The organism is Pseudomonas graminis, from assembly GCF_013201545.1.
Taxonomy (GTDB): Bacteria; Pseudomonadota; Gammaproteobacteria; order Pseudomonadales; family Pseudomonadaceae; genus Aquipseudomonas.
In genome coordinates this window covers 272,937-289,378 of record NZ_CP053746.1, presented here as the reverse complement: position 1 = coordinate 289,378, position 16,442 = coordinate 272,937, and the positions used below count along the sequence as shown (strand labels likewise).

Genomic DNA, 16,442 nt, shown 5'->3' with positions numbered 1-16,442 from the left:
CGCCGAACTGGCTTGCGTTTCTCCCTGCCCGACTGTCCATCACCAGGAACTCACCCGCCGATGATCACCTCGTCCCGTCCCGCTGCCGGTTTCACCCGTCGGCTGTTGCCGCTGAGTATCGCTTTCGCTTCGCCGTGGCTGGCGGCTCAGGAAGCCGAGCCGGTGACGCTGGATGCGCTGCGGGTGACGGGGGAGCAGGAGTCGATCTATCAGGCGAGTGGCGCGTCGGTTGGCGGGTTCAGCGAAGCGCCGCTGCGCGATACGCCGGCGTCGATATCGGTGTTCACCGCCGAGCGGCTGAAGGACCAGCAGGCCAAGCTGCTCAGCGACGTCCTGCGCAACGACGCGTCGGTGGGCGACAGCTATGCGCCGGTGGGCTATTACGAGAATTTCGTCGTGCGCGGTTTCTCGCTCAACGCGGCCAACAGCTACCGCATCAATGGGCGCAGCATCACCGGCGAGCAGAACGTGGCGCTGGAAAACAAGGATCAGGTCGAGTTGCTCAAGGGGCTGTCGGGCCTGCAGAGCGGCGTGTCGGAGCCTGCGGGCGTGGTCAATTACAAGACCAAGCGCCCGGAAGACGTGCGCTCGGTGACCGTCTCGACCAACGAGCACGGCGAGCGCTACATCGCCACGGACGTCGGCGGCTGGTTCGGCAGCGAAAAGCAATTCGGCCTGCGCGCCAACGTTGCCCACGAGGACATCCGCTCTTACGTCGAGCACGCCAATGGCCAGCGGGATTTCGCCTCGCTGGCGTTCGACTGGAACATCAACGACCAATCCACCCTGCAGCTCGACGTCGAATACCAGACCAAGGAACAGCGCTCGGTGCCGGGCTATCAGCTGCTGGGCGGCGCCGAGCTGCCCCATGACGCTTCACCGCGCAAACTGCTGGGCTATCAAAGCGGCTCGAACCCGGTGGGCATCGACTCGCTGAACATGACCGGGCGCTACGAATACCGCCTCAGCGACGACTGGAAAGCCAGCCTCAGCGCGTCACGCAGCCGCGTGGTCATCGACGATTACAGCGCTTTCGCCTACGGCTGCTACTACCAGAGCGACTGTCCTGCCGAGCCGCTGACAGGGCATTTCACGCCAAGCGGCGGTTACGACATCTACGACTTCCGCAGCCCGGACGACACGCGACGCAACGATGAAGTCGAAGCGTCAATGACCGGCCTGTTCGACACCGGCTGGCTCAAGCATGAGCTGACCTTCGGCAGCAGCGCGTTCCGTCGCACGGTCGACACTCGGCCGTATTTCAGCGAATACGTCGGCTCCGGCAATATCAACGAGACGCCGGACAGCTTCGCGCCGTCGGACCTGTCCGTGGGCCACACCGAACGGCGCCTGGACAGCCGCCAGTACGGGCTTTTCGCCACCGACCGCATCAGCTTCAACGAACACTGGCAGACAGTGATCGGCGGGCGTGAAGTGAAGCTCGATGAAAAGGCCTACAACGAGGACGGCAGCGACAACCGGCACACCGAGCGCTGGATCTTCCTGCCCCAGGCCGCGCTGATCTACAAACCCATCGACAACGTTTCGCTGTACACCAGTTACAGCAAAGGGTTGTCCCTGGGCGGCACGGCGTCGGTGTTCGACAGCAATGTCGGGGAAATCCTCGCGCCGACGATCTCTCGTCAATTGGAAGCCGGGATCAAATACGACTGGCGCCGCATGAGCTTCACCGCAGCGGTGTTTCAAACCCGCCAGGCCTATCAGTATTCGAAACCTCAGGACGACGGCAGCCTGACCTTCGTCCAGCAAGGCCAGCAGAAAAACACCGGCGTCGAGCTGAGCGCCAACGGCTACGTGACCTCGCAGTTGCAGATGTCGGCCAGCGTCGCGGCCATTCGCGCACGGGTGGAAGACAGCGGCACCGCGGCGTATGAGGATCATCAGGCGATCAACGTGCCCAAATTCCGCGGCAGCCTCTCAGCCGATTACGCACTGCCGGTTCAAGGGCTGGCGCTGTTGGGCGGCGTGCAATACAGCGCCAGCAAATACGCCAACCGCGAAGGCTCGGTGAAAGTCGACGACTACGCGGTGTTCAACGCAGGCAGCCGCTACAGCACAAAGATCGAGGGCTACGACACGGTCTTGCGCCTGACCGTCGACAACCTCTTCGACAAGCGCTACTGGCGCGACGCGGGCGAATACCTGGGGGACGATTACCTGTTCCTCGGCGCACCGCGTACGGCGCGGGTTTCGGCGACGGTGAATTTTTAAATCAGCCGCTGAAACGCGTCAGCCGTCAGCGATCCGCCCGCAAGCCTTCAGCTTTGTTATCCTGCGCGCCTTTGTCGCACCCGAGTGCGTTTCAACCTGTGATTTGGGGTCTTTCATGACAGCCATTCTTCGACCACGCCCACAACCCATCAGCCGGGGAGACTACAAAACCCTTGGCCTGGCGGCACTGGGCGGGGCGCTGGAAATCTACGATTTCATTATTTTCGTGTTTTTCGCCCTGACGCTCAGTCAGCTGTTCTTCCCGCCGGAAATGCCCGAGTGGCTGCGCCTGCTGCAAAGCTTCGGCATCTTCGTCACCGGCTACCTGGCGCGCCCGCTGGGCGGCATTCTGATGGCGCACTTCGCCGACAAACTGGGGCGCAAGCGCGTGTTCAGCCTCAGCATCCTGATGATGGCGTTGCCCTGTCTGCTGATCGGCGTGATGCCGACCTATGCCGACATCGGCTACTGGGCACCGCTGGCTCTGCTGGCGCTGCGCATCCTTCAGGGGGCGGCCGTCGGCGGCGAAGTGCCGAGCGCCTGGGTGTTCGTCGCCGAGCACGCGCCGAAAGGCCATCGCGGTTATGCGCTGGGTGTTCTGCAGGCCGGACTGACCTTCGGTTACCTGATCGGTGCGCTGACCGCGACCTGGCTGGCGAAAGTGTTCAGCCACGCGGAAATCCTCGATTACGCCTGGCGCATCCCGTTTCTGATGGGCGGCGTGTTCGGCGTTATCGGCGTGTGGCTGCGACGCTGGCTGAGCGAAACGCCGGTGTTCATGGCGATGCATGCCCAACGCGAGGGCATGACTGAACTGCCGCTGCGCGCTGTCCTACGCCAGCACCGGCAATCTCTGCTGCCGGCGGCGTTGCTGACCTGCGTGCTGACGTCCGCTGTCGTGACGCTGGTGGTCATCACGCCTACGGTGATGCAGCAGCGCTTCGGCATGAGTCCCAGCGACACGTTCGCCCTGAGCAGCGTCGGCATCGTTTTCTTGAACATCGGCTGCGTGTTGGCCGGCATGTTGGTCGATCGCATTGGCGCCTGGCGTGGCGTAGTGCTTTACAGCCTGTTGCTGCCCGTCGGCGTCGGCGTGCTTTACGCCAGTCTGGTCAGTCACTGGTTGCCGTTGAGCATCGCTTACGCGTTGGCCGGCCTGGCCTGTGGCATTGTCGGCGTCGTGCCTTCGGTGATGGTCGGACTGTTCCCGGCGAACATTCGCGTCTCCGGCATCTCGCTCACCTACAACATCAGCTACGCATTGTGGGCAAGCACCACGCCGCTGGCGCTGATCGCCTTGATGCCCTGGAGCCCGTGGGTGTGCGTCGGTTATTGCGTGATCATGGGCACGGTCGGTCTGGTGACGGCCATGTTCTTTGGCCTGCGCAAGGGCATGCAGGTCGATGATCCGCGGGTAGCGCGAGCTGGAAATTGAGAGGGCAGGGGCGTCGCAATGGCGCCCGTGTCGAGTCAGTGGTGCGGATTTCAAATCCGTGCCATTCCAAACGAGATTGATCCCCTGATTTGTAACAGATGATTGTAATTATCATTTGCAGCGTTTATTGTCCCTGTCTATACAACTGACCCGCTTTTATATATCCACACGGCCTTTACTGGGGTCGTGTTCGAATAGTTTGTCTGCGTGATTGAGTAGGGATGCTTCGCGAATATCTGTAGGAAAGTTTACTTGTTATTGTTCGGTTATTAACCGGGCTTGACTGTGTAAATCATTAAAGCGTTAAAAACCTGAATATCAATAAAAACAATGTCACAGCCCAGGCAGATGTCATGCTGGGGTCGGCAAGTCGCAGAGACGGTTGAGGGCGAATGTTGGAAGAAGAACGCAAGCGTAAGCGATTAAATAAAGCCACTCCCCGAGAGCAGGAAGTCCTGCTTCTCTTGCTGGAGGGGCATACCAACAAAGACATCGCGCAACGGCTGGGGATCAGTGATTACACGGCCCGCGACCACGTTTCGGCATTGCTGCGAAAGAACGAGGTGAAGAATCGCGCACAGCTCATTGCGCTGCACATCACGGCGCCGAGAAAGAAAAAACTGGCCACACCCCTACATCTGACGGATTGTTCCGTTGACCGGTAAGTGCATAATTAACCCAATTTGATAGTCCACACTTATAACCCGTCGTCATCGAGATTTGCTGCGGTGGCGTGTGTTTCGTAATGCGCGATTTTTTGAATAATGACTTCGCTGTCAGTGCTTTGATTTCTTCAATAAAAGTGCTCGTCAAGGCGCACCCACAATAATGATCAATAATAAGGATGGAATCGATGACCATTCAAGTCGCAACGTCTGAGCCTTTGAAACAACAGCACATCGAGGCACACCACATTTCGGACGTCTCCACTGCGTTTCAGCAATTGGTCGATGAGCAAAGCCAACTGTCCCGAGACCAGTTGAGCGAGCTGCACAAGCAATGGCTCGGGCCACACGGCATCTTTGCCACCTTCAGTGCAGAGGTCGAGCGACTGGGACGTCAGGCCCCTGCGCTGGATGACCTCTGCAGCCTTGGCAACGCGGAGCGTATGAACGAGGCCGAACGGGCGGTGGCCTTCGCGCTGGCGCAGAGCAATCGCCGGCGCGCGGCCAACAACCCGTTCGGCTCGCGCTCGCGTCAGGACCTGTGCTGCGTGGTGTTTAACGAGACCGGTGCATACACCCTGGCTGAGCGTTACGCCGCGTATGAAGCCATGCGCCAGAGCGACTCGGATTTCTTCATCAAACTGATCGCCACCACTCGCGGCGTCACCGAGCGGCGGGTTGTCTTTCGCGGGTTGCTCGAGCACTACGACCGGCTGCTGCCAATCGAAAAAAGCATCTACCCCGAGGCCTACCGCGACGTGCAGCAAACGCATCTGGATCGGGAAGAAGGGCTGTATGGGCCGCTGATATTGGGCGACAGCCTTGCTGCAATATTTGAAACAGTCACGCCTAAAGAGCTGCTCAATCAAATTCATAATTCGGCAGAAATGCTTCCGTAACTTTCGGGCACTTCGTCTCGGATTAACGCAAAACGATAATAAGGATATTTGGTATGGATGTACGGTATTTATCGCTGGTATTTATGTTTGCCTCAATGTCGGCAACGGCAGGGGAGTATTCGGTCACAATGGTGGATACGCCGAATCGAATCACGGTGCCGGGTGGTACGGGACTTTCTGTTTATTCAATTGGCAGTCGTGAAACGCGCAGGCAGCAGTCCGGTAAAGTTGTATCCATTGAATGGAGTACGACAAGCTATCCTCAAAGCGTCGGGGAAGAAGTAGAGTTGTGTTTTCGGGTGTATAGAGGTGATACCCGTTGTGTTCCTATTGAGCCTGGTACGACAGGCATAAATCATGAGTTTAAAGGCGAAAGCTTTTTTCCTGGCGCGGGGTTGAATATCCGTCACACAACAAAAGCTGGAGGAGTAAGAAATAGTCGGCCATCTGGCCAGGACAAGGTCACATTTAACGTAATTGAGTAAGACTCATGCCGTCCTCGCTTAGGCGAGGGCGGACTTCAGTGGAGTATTTGTGATGAGTATTTCAATTCCAGAAAAGATCAATGTTCAGTCCGCTTCCTCGTTGGCTATCACTCAACCCGAAATCAAGGAGGCTTTGAGCGCTTCACCCCAAGGCGCGCAGCAAATACCCGAGTCACCTGTCACTATCAGCGGAAAAGGGCTGATGATGTCACGGCTTTTTAATGGCCATACTTTTGAGCCAGCCACCGTGAAATACGATCCCGCCATGACGGCCTTGTTTCCCACGCTTTTTTTATTGCCTGAAGACCGGAATCTACTGACGGCAGTCTATGAGTTCGCGAGCGAAGAAGAGGCCGACCTTGGCTATGTGGACGATCTGGCTTGGTCCATTGCTCATTACCGGCGAACGGACAATGGACGCGAAATCATCCCGCAGCGGCCTCTTAACCGGTTTGATACGGAAGGCCACGAAGTGTCTTACTCGTTCAATGAGGAAAGTGCCAACACTGCCCATCGCATATTGAAGGGAAGTGCTTTCAGCACGACAGCCATTGATCGCGGCTTTCTGCGTTTTGCATTGGACGTCGATTACAGCCCGTTTAGCAGCCTGAATTTTCATTTCCTCGAGCAGATCGTCAACAAATTTTCTGAAAATGGAAACGTGGTTGCTGACTTTGGCCGGCAATTCCACCATTTTTCATTTGATCAAAAAAACTGGATCCGGAACATTTCTGAGGAGGTATACGATCTCTCTGGCAGCGTGCCGTTCTTGAAGGGTACGAAGCCTGATGTCAGTGATGCGCCCGCAGCGGATAAGGCATGTGCTGACACTGATTCGCATACCCAGCCTGAACGCTCCATTCGCGAGATCATCGCTGCCTATCTGAAGGAAACGGCTGTCCCTACGCTGTTCGAAACGTTGAGGCGCATGAAGCGCTGAATTCACCCCAGCGCCGCGCCCTCGTGCGCACACACCTTGGTGGACGGCCGCGCCGGCGTGACCTGATTGCGCCCGGCGCTTTTTGCGTCGTACAGCGCCATGTCCGCTTCGTGCAGCCACTGGGCGGCGTCGGTCTGGTGCGCGCCGTGCGCCGCAACGCCGATGCTCAGGCTCAGTTTCAGATCGGGAAGGGCCGAGTGGGCGTGGTCGTGGACCGTGCGGCGCAGGCGTTCGAGTATCTCGGTGGCCTGGGCCAGAGTGGTGTCGGGCAAGATGACGCAGAATTCGTCGCCGCCGTAACGGCCGGCCAGATCGGTCTGCCGCAGGCTGGCACACAGCGTGTTGCTGAGTTGCTTGAGGACGTTGTCGCCGGTGATGTGGCCGTAGGTGTCGTTGATGGTTTTGAAGTGGTCGATGTCGATCAACGCCACGCTGTATTGGCGGTTGAGGGTCTGGCACTTATCGAATTCGAGCGCCAGTCGATCCTTCCACGCGCCGTGGTTCATCAGGCCTGTGAGGCTGTCGGTGGTGCTGAGTTTTTCCAGCGCTTTCTTGCTTTTGGACAGCTGCACGGCGACGCGATAACAGACCAGCCCAATCGCCATCGGGTAGATCACCAGCATGGGCAGGCAGGCGAAGAGCTGCAGCTGAGTGACATGGGGGAACAACGCCGGCAAGAAGAGGGTGTACGCCGCCAGCGCGCCCGCGATCTGCGCCAGCGATCCCAACACAAACAGACGCAAGCCACCGGCTGCGATGTTGTTCATCGCCATCATCGACAGCACCGTCACGGTGGGCAGCGGACTGATTCCCATCGCTCCCGCCCAGAAGCCACCGCCCAGCGAGTCGTAAATCAGGTTGCGGCGCTCGGCGGCATAGGGCTGAGGGGAACGCCTGGCGAGGAGGAAAGCCATGTGCGGCCAGCCGTAACCGTGGGCGATCATGGCGATCCATACCCAGGTTGGCGGATGGGAAGGGTACAGCGCCGCCGCCACCGCGAAGAAGCCAATGCCCAGACCGATGCTGCGCGGCAGGTACATGCGTCTGGCGAAGGAAAGACCTTTTTGGACCGAAGTGTTCATAGCGCTTCACCGGGTTATAACGCAGCATCCCGACTGATACATCGGTCACGACCAACGACGCCGAGTGTCGCTCGCCAATGGGATGCTGGGAAGAGCCCTTTGCCACTATTGAGTAAATAATTCACGCCGGCTGTCGCCACAGGGTGCGGTGATGCATGTGTCGTCTGGCTCAGCGTTGGGTGTCGTCTGTCATGGCGTGTTTTCCGGCCATCTGTATATAGACCGTTCTACAAAGGTTGGCTGAAATAGGGCAGCAATTCGGCGCGGTCCGGATGTGCATTCCGTGACGCCGGCAGGAGCCTACGATGCCCGAACTCTCAAACCTCATCGCTTTTTCCCTCATCGCCCTCGGTATGGTGCTGACGCCAGGGCCGAACATGATTTACGTCATTTCGCGATCCATCTCACAAGGACGCAGGGCGGGTCTGATCTCCCTCGGCGGCGTGGCAGCCGGTTTCATCTTTTATATGCTCTGCGCGGCGTTCGGCATCACCGGTTTGGTGATGGCGGTTCCCTATGCCTACGACACGCTGCGCATGGCCGGTGCCGCGTACCTGCTGTACTTGGCCTGGCAGGCCGTAAGGCCGGGCGGTCGCTCACCGTTTCAGGTAAAGGATTTGCCGCACGACAGCAACCGGCAGCTGTTCCTCATGGGCCTGATGACCAACCTGTTCAATCCCAAAGTCGCGGTGCTTTACCTGTCGCTGTTGCCGCAATTCATCACCATTGGCAACGGCACCAGCGTGCTCAGCCAGTCATTGGTTTTGGGCAGCGCGCAGATAGTGGTCAGCCTGAGCGTGAACGCAATGGTCGCCATGGCGGCGGGTTCCATTGCGATGTTTCTGACGCAGAAGCCGGGGTGGGCGGCAGTGCACCGCTGGTTGATGGGCACGGTGTTGTTCGGGTTTGCGGTGCGGATGGCAGCGGAGGGCAGGCGGTGAGAGTGGAGGCTTTCGAGGCATGACCGCCATTAATCAGCCTTGGCGATAGGCTGAGGGCGCGTCTTATCAGATCGATTGTGTACAACGAATCTGGACGCTTGATCACTGCTGCTTTTAAGGCTTCAATTGCTGCCTTTAAAGCAGCATTTCGGTGGCTATCATGACTCTTGGTGAGTTTCTGTTCTCTGACTATCGCCGCAAGGTGTTGGCTTTGCTGCTGTTACACCCCGAACGTCAGTACCATCAACGCGAGATTGCGCGGCTGACAGGGACAATCTCGGGAACGCTGAGTCGCGAGTTGAGCAAGATGGTGGAAGCGGGATTGCTGCTCAAGTCGCCCGTAGGTAACCAAATGCAGTACCAGGCAAATCAGGATTGCGTGGTTTTTCCTGAGCTGGTCGGAATCCTGCGCAAGACCGATGGTTTAGTCACGCCCATCGCTGATGCCCTGGCCCCCTTATCCGACCGAATCAAAACGGCTTTCGTCTTTGGCTCTACCGCTGCGGGCAAGGCAACATCCGCCAGCGACATCGACCTTCTGGTGATCGGGACGGTGAATTTCGGTGAGCTCATCACCCACCTTTATCCGCTACAGGAAGTCTTGGGCAGAGAAATCAATCCCAAGCAGTATCCGGAGCAAGAGTGGTTCCAATTGTTAGCACAGCGGGGCGGCTTCGTGCGTGACCTGATGACCAAGCCTAAGCTGTTCGTCATCGGTTCGGAACGTGATCTGAGCCCTCACAAGGAGTGACCTATGACGCTGGAAAACCTGCTGGGCAGAGCGTTGGAAAGTATCCCTAAAGATCCGGCGAATGTTGAGCGACTGATGGCGGCGGCGAGGAGAAGTCTGGAAGACGCGAAGCTGTCAGGGATGAGCAGCGAAGGGCGTTTTGACATGGCGTACAAATCCATCATGCAAGGCGCCAACGCAGCACTTCAAGCAAATGGATTCCGTACCCTGACTAGCAAGCCAGGTCACCACCAGACCATGATTCAAACGCTACCTCTCTCCATCGGCTTCGAGCCAAAGCGAATGATCATCCTCGATGGCCTCCGCAAGCAGCGCAACCTGAGCGACTACTCGGGTGATCCGGTCAGCGAGGCTATGGCCGAGGAAGCCGTAGCCTAAGCTAGTGCGTTTTTGTCGGATGTAGACGCTTGGCTACAAGCTCAAAGTTAACGCCGATCCCCTCGCTGCTTTTTCGGCTGCAACCGCTGCCGAAAAAGCAGCAACCCTCACTTCCCGCCGGTCACACCCTTCACCACCTCCGCGTGGGCCTTGGCGTCTTTCGCCAGGGAGATGACGTTCACCATCGCGGTTCGTTTGCCGTAGGCCGCTGTAATCGTCGTGCTCAACACCCGGCCGCCGTCTACGCTGCCTGAGATGTCCAGCTGACGCATGCCGAGGCCTTTTCGTACGATCTTCTTCTCACCCAGCTTCTTGAAGTCCTTGTAGCTGGACTGCTGCTGTTGCAGCGTGTCGGCGATGATGCCGTCGAGGGTTGGCTTGTCATTGGCGCCGACCTTCTGGTCATTGGGCAGCGGCGTTTCGGTGATGATCACCACGCGCTTGGCCGGCTTGTTCATGTACAGCGAGCCGGTGACGCCTGCAGCTCTGGCCTTGGCGTCGATCTCTTCCATGGGGCCTTTGACGTAGTCCTTCGGCAGGGTGAAGGCAAATTTGCCGCCGAGCATCGCGACTTTTTGCCCGGAAGGTTTCGGCGCAGGTTGGGCTTTGGTCGCGGCCTGCGCGCCGACCATGCCCAGGCATGAAGCCAACGCGGTGCAGACCAGCAGGGTTCTTAAACTGAACAAGCGCATTCCGACCACTCCTGGGGATGATTCCTACATAGGTCCGGCATTTTGCCTGAGGGTGATGGCAGGTTGATAGTCGTGAGGGTGAGGGTGTCAGCGGCAATCGTTAATGCCGGTCCGATGGGGCGAACGGGTATCTACGTAGGACTGGCTTCAGCCGGGAAGAGGCCGGTATGTACAACACACGATTTGCAGCGTGACGACTGACGCCTTCCCGGCTAAAGCCGGTCCCACAAGGTATGCGGCATGAGCCAATTCCTTGGGTGTACGCGGTGTTTAGTGGGACCGGCTTCAGCCGGGAAGAGGCCGGTATGTACAACACAAGATGTGCAGCGTGACGCCTGACGCCTTCCCGGCTAAAGCCGGTCCCACAGGGTGTGCGACATAAGCCAATTCCCGGGGTGTATGCGTTATTTAGTGGGACCGGCTTCAGCCGGGAAGAGGCCGGTATGTACAACACACGATTTGCAGCGAGACACCCGACGCCTTCCCGGCTAAAGCCGGTCCCACAGGGTGTGCGCCATGAGCCAATTCCTTGGGTGTACGCGGTGTTTAGTGGGACCGGCTTCAGCCGGGAAGAGGCCAGTTCAAGCACCGCAGATTTCCATTCGTGCATTGGCTTTCCAGGCCAAAGGTGTACATTGAATTCAAAATACAATAAGCACAGGAGACAGACATGACCCATGCCGCTGATCGCACCTTGCAAGTCCCTTTCGCCGGTCCCACGTTGTTGGGCACCCCACTTCTCAACAAAGGCACCGCGTTCAGCCTCGACGAGCGTGAAGCCCTGGCCCTGCAGGGACTGCTGCCCGAACGCGTCGAGACCATCGAACAACAGGCGAGCCGCGCCTATCACCAGTACCAGGCCTGCGCGACCGATCTGGACAAACACATCCTCCTGCGCTCGATCCAGGATTCCAACGAAACACTCTTCTACCGCGTCGTCGACGACCACCTCGACGAGATGCTGCCGATCATCTACACCCCCACCGTCGGCAAGGTCTGCCAGGAATTTTCCCGCATCTACCGCAGTCATCGCGGCCTGTTCATCAGCATCGCCGACAAAGACCGCATCGACGAAATCCTCAACAACGTCACCAAAGACAACGTCAAAGTCATCGTCGTCAGTGATTGCGAGCGCATTCTCGGCCTGGGTGATCAGGGCGTCGGCGGCATGGGCATTCCCATCGGCAAGTTGTCGCTGTACACCGCATGCGGTGGCATCAGCCCAGCCTACACGCTGCCGGTGGTGCTCGACGTCGGGACCAACAACCCGGCACTGCTGGCGGACCCGCTGTATTTCGGCCGTAGCCAGGAGCGTGTGCGCGGCGCCGAATACGATGGGTTCGTGCAGGCATTCGTCGAGGGCGTCCAGCGCCGCTGGCCGGAAGCCATTCTGCAGTTCGAAGACTTCGCACTGACCAATGCCATGCCGTTGCTGGCGCGCTTTCGCGATCAGCTCTGCTGCTTCAACGATGACATCCAAGGCACTGCCGCTGTCACCGTCGGCACCTTGCTGGCCGCCTGCAAGATGAAGGGCCAGCGCTTGTCCGATCAGACCGTCGCGTTCGTAGGCGCCGGGTCAGCGGGTTGTGGGATCGCCGAGCAGATCATCGCTGCCATGCAGCTTGAAGGCTTGTCTGAAGACCAGGCGCGCAGCCAGGTGTATCTGCTCAACAGCAAAGGGCTGCTGACCGACCGCCAGCCGGGCCTCTACGATTTCCAACAGCGCCTCGCCCATTCCAGCGACTCACTCAACGGCTGGGATTTCAGCGCCCACTGGCCCTCCCTGCTGGAGGTGGTCAGCAACGCCAAACCTACGGTGCTGATTGGCGTGTCAGGGAAGGCCGGACTGTTCACCCAGCAGATCGTCGAGACGATGCACAGCCACTGTCCGCAGCCGATCATCATGCCGCTGTCCAACCCGACCTCGCAGATCGAAGCGCACCCCAAGGACATTCTGCAATGGACCGACGGGCAGGCGCTGGTGGCGACGGGCAGTCCGTTTCTACCCATTGAGGTGCTGGGCAAAACCTTTCCCATCGCGCAGTGCAATAACTCCTACATCTTCCCCGGCATTGGCCTCGGCGCTATCGCCAGTAAAGCCACCCGCGTCACCGATGGCATGCTGATGGCGTCGGCCCAGGCACTGGCTGAATGCGCAGCGGCAGGACAGATGCTGCCGCCGTTACGGGATGTTCAGTCGGTCAGCAAGCGCATCGCGTTCGCCGTCGGCATGGCGGCCCAGCGCGACAGTGTGGCGCCACCGCAATCGGAAGATGAATTGACAGCGGCCATCGAGAAGGACTTCTGGCAGCCGGTTTACCGGTCGTATGTTCGCCGCCCTGACTAAAAGCTGCACAGCGAAAAGAACCCGCCAGCTCGGCGGGTTTTTTATGGCAGCGAGGTAAAGCGTCAGGCCAGTGTCAATGAAACCGGCGGCAACCCGTCGATCTGTCCCAGCACCTCAGCCATGCCCTGGGCGAAGTGCATGCCAGTGTAAGAGCCCGTGGTGATCACGAAGTCCTCGGGCAACGGCAGACCGTTGAGGGTGTGATGGTTGACCAGCCACGGCAGCAATCGTCGCGGATCGCCTGCGGGATTGGCGGCTTTGGAAGGCACAATGCTCTCGCCATTCACCGTGAAGGTCAGCGTCGGCTCAACGAAGGGAAAGGACACATCGTAAGGTACGAAATCACCCACCACCAAGGCGCCGTGGTTAAGCAGATCAGCCAATTGCGTCAGCGGCTCGATCTTCGGCCACGCCGCAAACCGGCTGGACACCACCTCGATGGAGGCCGCCATTTCGCCGATGCCGGCCATGACCTCGTCGTCGCTGTACGCCTCATCCTGCGGGCTGAAGGTGCGGTTGAAACGGAAGGCGATTTCCAGTTCCAGACCCACCGGCGGATAGACGCTGCGGTCCAGTGTGCCGGTCGATGGAAACAGGCAATCGCGGGGCAGGGGAGAGCCTTGAATAGGCCCGTCCGCAGACTTCGAACCGATCTTCCAGCCGCCCGCTTCAACGCCACGCAAGCGCAGAATTTTCTGTTGCGTGAGGTAGGCCGCGTCGCGGTCAGGCGGGTTCAGCTCGAAATTCAGCTCGCCCAACAGGTCATGTTTGTTCTGGGCATCGACGATCAGCTGTGCCAGGCGCGTAGGTTGGGTGTCAGTGTCCAAAAAGGGTTCTCCATTCAGGTTGCTCGCGTGAGAACGCCGCCCAAAGGCGGCTTCCGTTGTCGCTTTACTTACTGATCACCGGCGCGGGTTCCACATTCGGGGCCAGCGGCGCAGCAGGTGTGCCGTACTCAAACTTGTTCTGCGGCTTCATGCGGAACGACAGCACGACGCCAATCGCCAGCAGAATAATGCTGACCAGAAACGGCAGCTGCCAGTTGCCAAACTTGTCGATCAACAGACCGGCGGCCACCGGGCTGACGATGGCGGCCATGGCCGATCCGGTGTTCATCATGCCGCTCGCGGTGCCGCAATGGTCCGGCGCGATGTCCATCGGAATCGCCCACATCGGGCCGATGGTCATCTCGGAGAAGAAAAACCCGATCGCCAGGCAGGCCAGGGAAATGTGCATGTCTTTGGTGAACATCAGCGGCACCAGCGACAGCAACGTCAGGCCCAGGCACACGGCAACCATCAGGCTGCGCGCCTTATTCAGATCCTTGGTGCGCGCATAAATACGGTCGCTGACGATACCGCCCAAGGTGTCGCCGACCACGCCACCGAAGAAAACGGTGGAAGCGAAAATCGCCGTGCCCTTCAAGTCCAGGCCCATGTTCATGAAGTACATCGGCACCCAGCTGAGCAGCAGCCACAGCGTCCAGCCGTAGCAGAAGTAAACGATCGTGACCGGGGCCATGCGCTTGAACAGGCGACCCCACGGCAGCACGACGCTTGACTTCACTTTCGGCGGCGGCAGGGTGTCCAGTTCCTGTTTCGAGATGCGCGGGTGGTCTTTCGGGTGCTCGGTGAACACCACCATCCACAGGATGACCCAGACGAAGCTGGTGGCCGCGCAGACATAAAACGATTCGCGCCAGCCGTAGGTGGCCATCACCGCGATCATCGCCGCTGGCGCCAATGCGTTGCCGAGGCGAGCGAAGGCGTGGGTGATGCCTTGGGCGAAGCCGCGTTTTTCCTTGGGAATCCAACGGGACATGGCGGCGGTTGCTGCCGGGAAGGTCGCGCCCTCGCCGAGGCCAAGGAGGATCCGCGCGACGATCAGCGAAACGAAGCCGCCGGCCAGCCCGGTCAGCACCGTGGCACTCGCCCAGATCAGCCCGCACACCACCAGCGTTCGCTTGGCACCGAATCGGTCGCTGACCCAGCCGCCGATGATTTGAAAGATCAGATAGGGATACGCGAAGGCCGAGAAGACGATGCCGATCTCGGTCTTGGTCAGATTGAATTCTTTACCGAAACCGACCGCGGCGGTGCTGACATTGACGCGGTCCAGGTACGTAATGAAATACATGGCGCACAGCATGAACAGCACCACCGTGGTGGGGCGCAGACGTAAAAACTTCATGTGCTATCTCCAGTTTCTTATTGTGTTCGCTGACAACGCGATGATTCGGGATAGTGAGATGTGTCAAAAACGCTGCGGGCGTGCCGCAGCGGGGTGTGGCATTAGTCGCGTCGCAGCGGTACCGATTGCCCTCCCAGGTAATCCATGGCGGCCAGCACGCCGCTGGACTGAAGTTTCACGCCGGCCATCTGCAGGCCCATTTCGCAGCCGGTGAGGGTGGCCATCAGCATCAGGTCGTTGCAGTCGCCCAAGTGGCCGATGCGGAACATGCGGCCTTTCATCTTGCCCAGGCCGGTGCCCAGGGACATGTCGAAGCGCTCGTAGATGGTCTTGCGCACTTGGTCGGCGTCGATGCCTTCAGGCGTCATCACGCCGGTGAGCACGGGGCTGTAAACGCTCGGGTCGGCGCACTGAATGTCCAGGCCCCAGGCGGTCACGGCGGTGCGGCACGCCTTCGCCAGACGGTTGTGACGGATGAACACGTTGTCCAGCCCTTCGCCGAGGATCATGTCCAGCGCTTCGGACAAGCCGTACAGCAAGTTGGTGTTCGGCGTGTAGGGCCAGTAACCGGTCTTGTTCATCTCGATGATCTCGTCCCACGCCCAGAAACTGCGGGGCAAACCGGCGCTTTTGCTGGCTTCGATGGCTTTCGGCGACAGGGCGTTGAAGCTGATGCCAGGCGGCAACATGAGGCCCTTCTGCGAGCCGGAAACGGTCACGTCCACGCCCCATTCGTCATGACGATAATCAGCAGAGGCCAGGCCGGAGATGGTGTCGACCAGCAGCAGGGCAGGGTGGCCCGCCGCATCAATGGCTTTGCGCACGGACGCGATGTCCGAGGTGACGCCGGTGCTGGTCTCGTTGTGCACGACGCAGACGGCTTTGATGCGATGCCCGCCGTCAGCGCGCAGGTGGTCTTCGATCATTTGCGCATCGACGCCACCGCGCCAGCCTTCAATGCCGGGACGACCGATGAACTGCGGCTTGAGGCCCAGACTCAGCGCCATCTTCTGCCACAGCGTCGCGAAATGGCCGGTCTCGAACATCAACACTTCGTCGCCCGAACTCAGGGTGTTGCACAGCGCTGCTTCCCAGGCACCGGTGCCGGACGCTGGATAAATCACCACCGGATGCACGGTCTTGAAGATCTGCTTGATGCCTTCCAGCACCTTGAGCCCCAGCTCGCCGAACTCCGGGCCGCGGTGGTCAATAGTGGGGTAACTCATCGCGCGAAGGATGCGATCCGGAACCGGACTAGGCCCCGGAATCTGAAGGAAGTGGCGACCGGCAGGGTGGAAATCGAGCTTCAGCATCGGTGACTCCTGGTTTTTTATAGTTTTGTATTTTGAATTCAAAATTAACCTAGCACAGGGTGATGCTGTGTCAAACGGCCTAATTACGCTAA

General features: G+C 59.2%; 15 protein-coding genes. 10 read left to right on the top strand and 5 right to left on the bottom strand.

Annotated features, from left to right (window positions below; genetic code table 11):
* Nucleotides 1–60: 60 nt before the first annotated feature.
* The 6 genes from FX982_RS01360 (at nucleotide 61) to FX982_RS01335 (ending at nucleotide 6,656) form a co-directional block, all read left to right on the top strand.
* The gene (locus tag FX982_RS01360; RefSeq protein ID WP_172609359.1) at nucleotides 61–2,232 is read left to right on the top strand and encodes a TonB-dependent siderophore receptor; all 2,172 of its coding nucleotides are present in this window, start codon (nucleotides 61–63) and stop codon (nucleotides 2,230–2,232) included.
* A gap of 115 nt (nucleotides 2,233–2,347) precedes the next feature.
* Nucleotides 2,348–3,667 (top strand): MFS transporter, encoded by a 1,320-nt coding sequence (locus FX982_RS01355; protein ID WP_172609358.1) that lies wholly within the window; start codon nucleotides 2,348–2,350, stop codon nucleotides 3,665–3,667.
* A gap of 392 nt (nucleotides 3,668–4,059) precedes the next feature.
* Nucleotides 4,060–4,332, top strand: a complete 273-nt coding sequence (locus tag FX982_RS01350; RefSeq protein WP_172609357.1) for a LuxR C-terminal-related transcriptional regulator — start codon at nucleotides 4,060–4,062, stop codon at nucleotides 4,330–4,332.
* Between the two features lie 188 nt (nucleotides 4,333–4,520).
* On the top strand, nucleotides 4,521–5,231 hold the full coding sequence (locus tag FX982_RS01345; RefSeq protein WP_172609356.1) for a hypothetical protein: 711 nt from the start codon (nucleotides 4,521–4,523) through the stop codon (nucleotides 5,229–5,231).
* Between the two features lie 53 nt (nucleotides 5,232–5,284).
* The gene (locus tag FX982_RS01340) at nucleotides 5,285–5,716 is read left to right on the top strand and encodes a hypothetical protein (protein ID WP_172609355.1); all 432 of its coding nucleotides are present in this window, start codon (nucleotides 5,285–5,287) and stop codon (nucleotides 5,714–5,716) included.
* A gap of 52 nt (nucleotides 5,717–5,768) precedes the next feature.
* The gene (locus FX982_RS01335; protein ID WP_172609354.1) at nucleotides 5,769–6,656 is read left to right on the top strand and encodes a hypothetical protein; all 888 of its coding nucleotides are present in this window, start codon (nucleotides 5,769–5,771) and stop codon (nucleotides 6,654–6,656) included.
* Nucleotides 6,657–6,658: 2 nt separating this feature from the next.
* Here the strand turns inward: FX982_RS01335 and FX982_RS01330 are convergent, their stop codons facing one another.
* Entirely contained in the window at nucleotides 6,659–7,738 is a 1,080-nt protein-coding gene (locus tag FX982_RS01330) for a diguanylate cyclase (protein ID WP_172609353.1), read from the bottom strand.
* Nucleotides 7,739–8,043: 305 nt separating this feature from the next.
* On the opposite strand from FX982_RS01330, the gene FX982_RS01325 reads away from it, so the two are divergent.
* The 3 genes from FX982_RS01325 to FX982_RS01315 all read left to right on the top strand — a co-directional run bounded on the left by FX982_RS01325 (nucleotide 8,044) and on the right by FX982_RS01315 (nucleotide 9,808).
* A complete protein-coding gene (locus tag FX982_RS01325; protein WP_172609352.1) occupies nucleotides 8,044–8,679 on the top strand; it encodes a LysE family translocator in 636 nt (211 codons plus the stop codon).
* A gap of 160 nt (nucleotides 8,680–8,839) precedes the next feature.
* Nucleotides 8,840–9,430: a nucleotidyltransferase domain-containing protein gene (locus tag FX982_RS01320; RefSeq protein ID WP_172609351.1), complete on the top strand. Its 591-nt coding sequence runs from the start codon at nucleotides 8,840–8,842 to the stop codon at nucleotides 9,428–9,430.
* A gap of 3 nt (nucleotides 9,431–9,433) precedes the next feature.
* Nucleotides 9,434–9,808: a DNA-binding protein gene (locus FX982_RS01315; RefSeq protein ID WP_172609350.1), complete on the top strand. Its 375-nt coding sequence runs from the start codon at nucleotides 9,434–9,436 to the stop codon at nucleotides 9,806–9,808.
* A 107-nt stretch (nucleotides 9,809–9,915) separates the two neighbouring features.
* Here the strand turns inward: FX982_RS01315 and FX982_RS01310 are convergent, their stop codons facing one another.
* Nucleotides 9,916–10,500, bottom strand: coding sequence for a polyribonucleotide nucleotidyltransferase (locus FX982_RS01310; RefSeq protein WP_172609349.1), 585 nt, complete (start codon nucleotides 10,498–10,500; stop codon nucleotides 9,916–9,918).
* Nucleotides 10,501–11,170: 670 nt separating this feature from the next.
* Between FX982_RS01310 and FX982_RS01305 the strand changes: the two genes are divergently transcribed.
* Nucleotides 11,171–12,847: an NAD-dependent malic enzyme gene (locus tag FX982_RS01305; RefSeq protein WP_172609348.1), complete on the top strand. Its 1,677-nt coding sequence runs from the start codon at nucleotides 11,171–11,173 to the stop codon at nucleotides 12,845–12,847.
* 62 nt (nucleotides 12,848–12,909) lie between these two features.
* Here the strand turns inward: FX982_RS01305 and FX982_RS01300 are convergent, their stop codons facing one another.
* From FX982_RS01300 to FX982_RS01290, 3 genes are all read right to left on the bottom strand, one after another.
* Nucleotides 12,910–13,674 (bottom strand): 2-keto-4-pentenoate hydratase, encoded by a 765-nt coding sequence (locus tag FX982_RS01300; RefSeq protein ID WP_172609347.1) that lies wholly within the window; start codon nucleotides 13,672–13,674, stop codon nucleotides 12,910–12,912.
* A gap of 64 nt (nucleotides 13,675–13,738) precedes the next feature.
* The gene (locus FX982_RS01295; RefSeq protein WP_172609346.1) at nucleotides 13,739–15,037 is read right to left on the bottom strand and encodes an MFS transporter; all 1,299 of its coding nucleotides are present in this window, start codon (nucleotides 15,035–15,037) and stop codon (nucleotides 13,739–13,741) included.
* A 101-nt stretch (nucleotides 15,038–15,138) separates the two neighbouring features.
* The gene (locus tag FX982_RS01290; RefSeq protein WP_172609345.1) at nucleotides 15,139–16,350 is read right to left on the bottom strand and encodes a pyridoxal-phosphate-dependent aminotransferase family protein; all 1,212 of its coding nucleotides are present in this window, start codon (nucleotides 16,348–16,350) and stop codon (nucleotides 15,139–15,141) included.
* Between the last annotated feature and the right edge of the window lie 92 nt (nucleotides 16,351–16,442).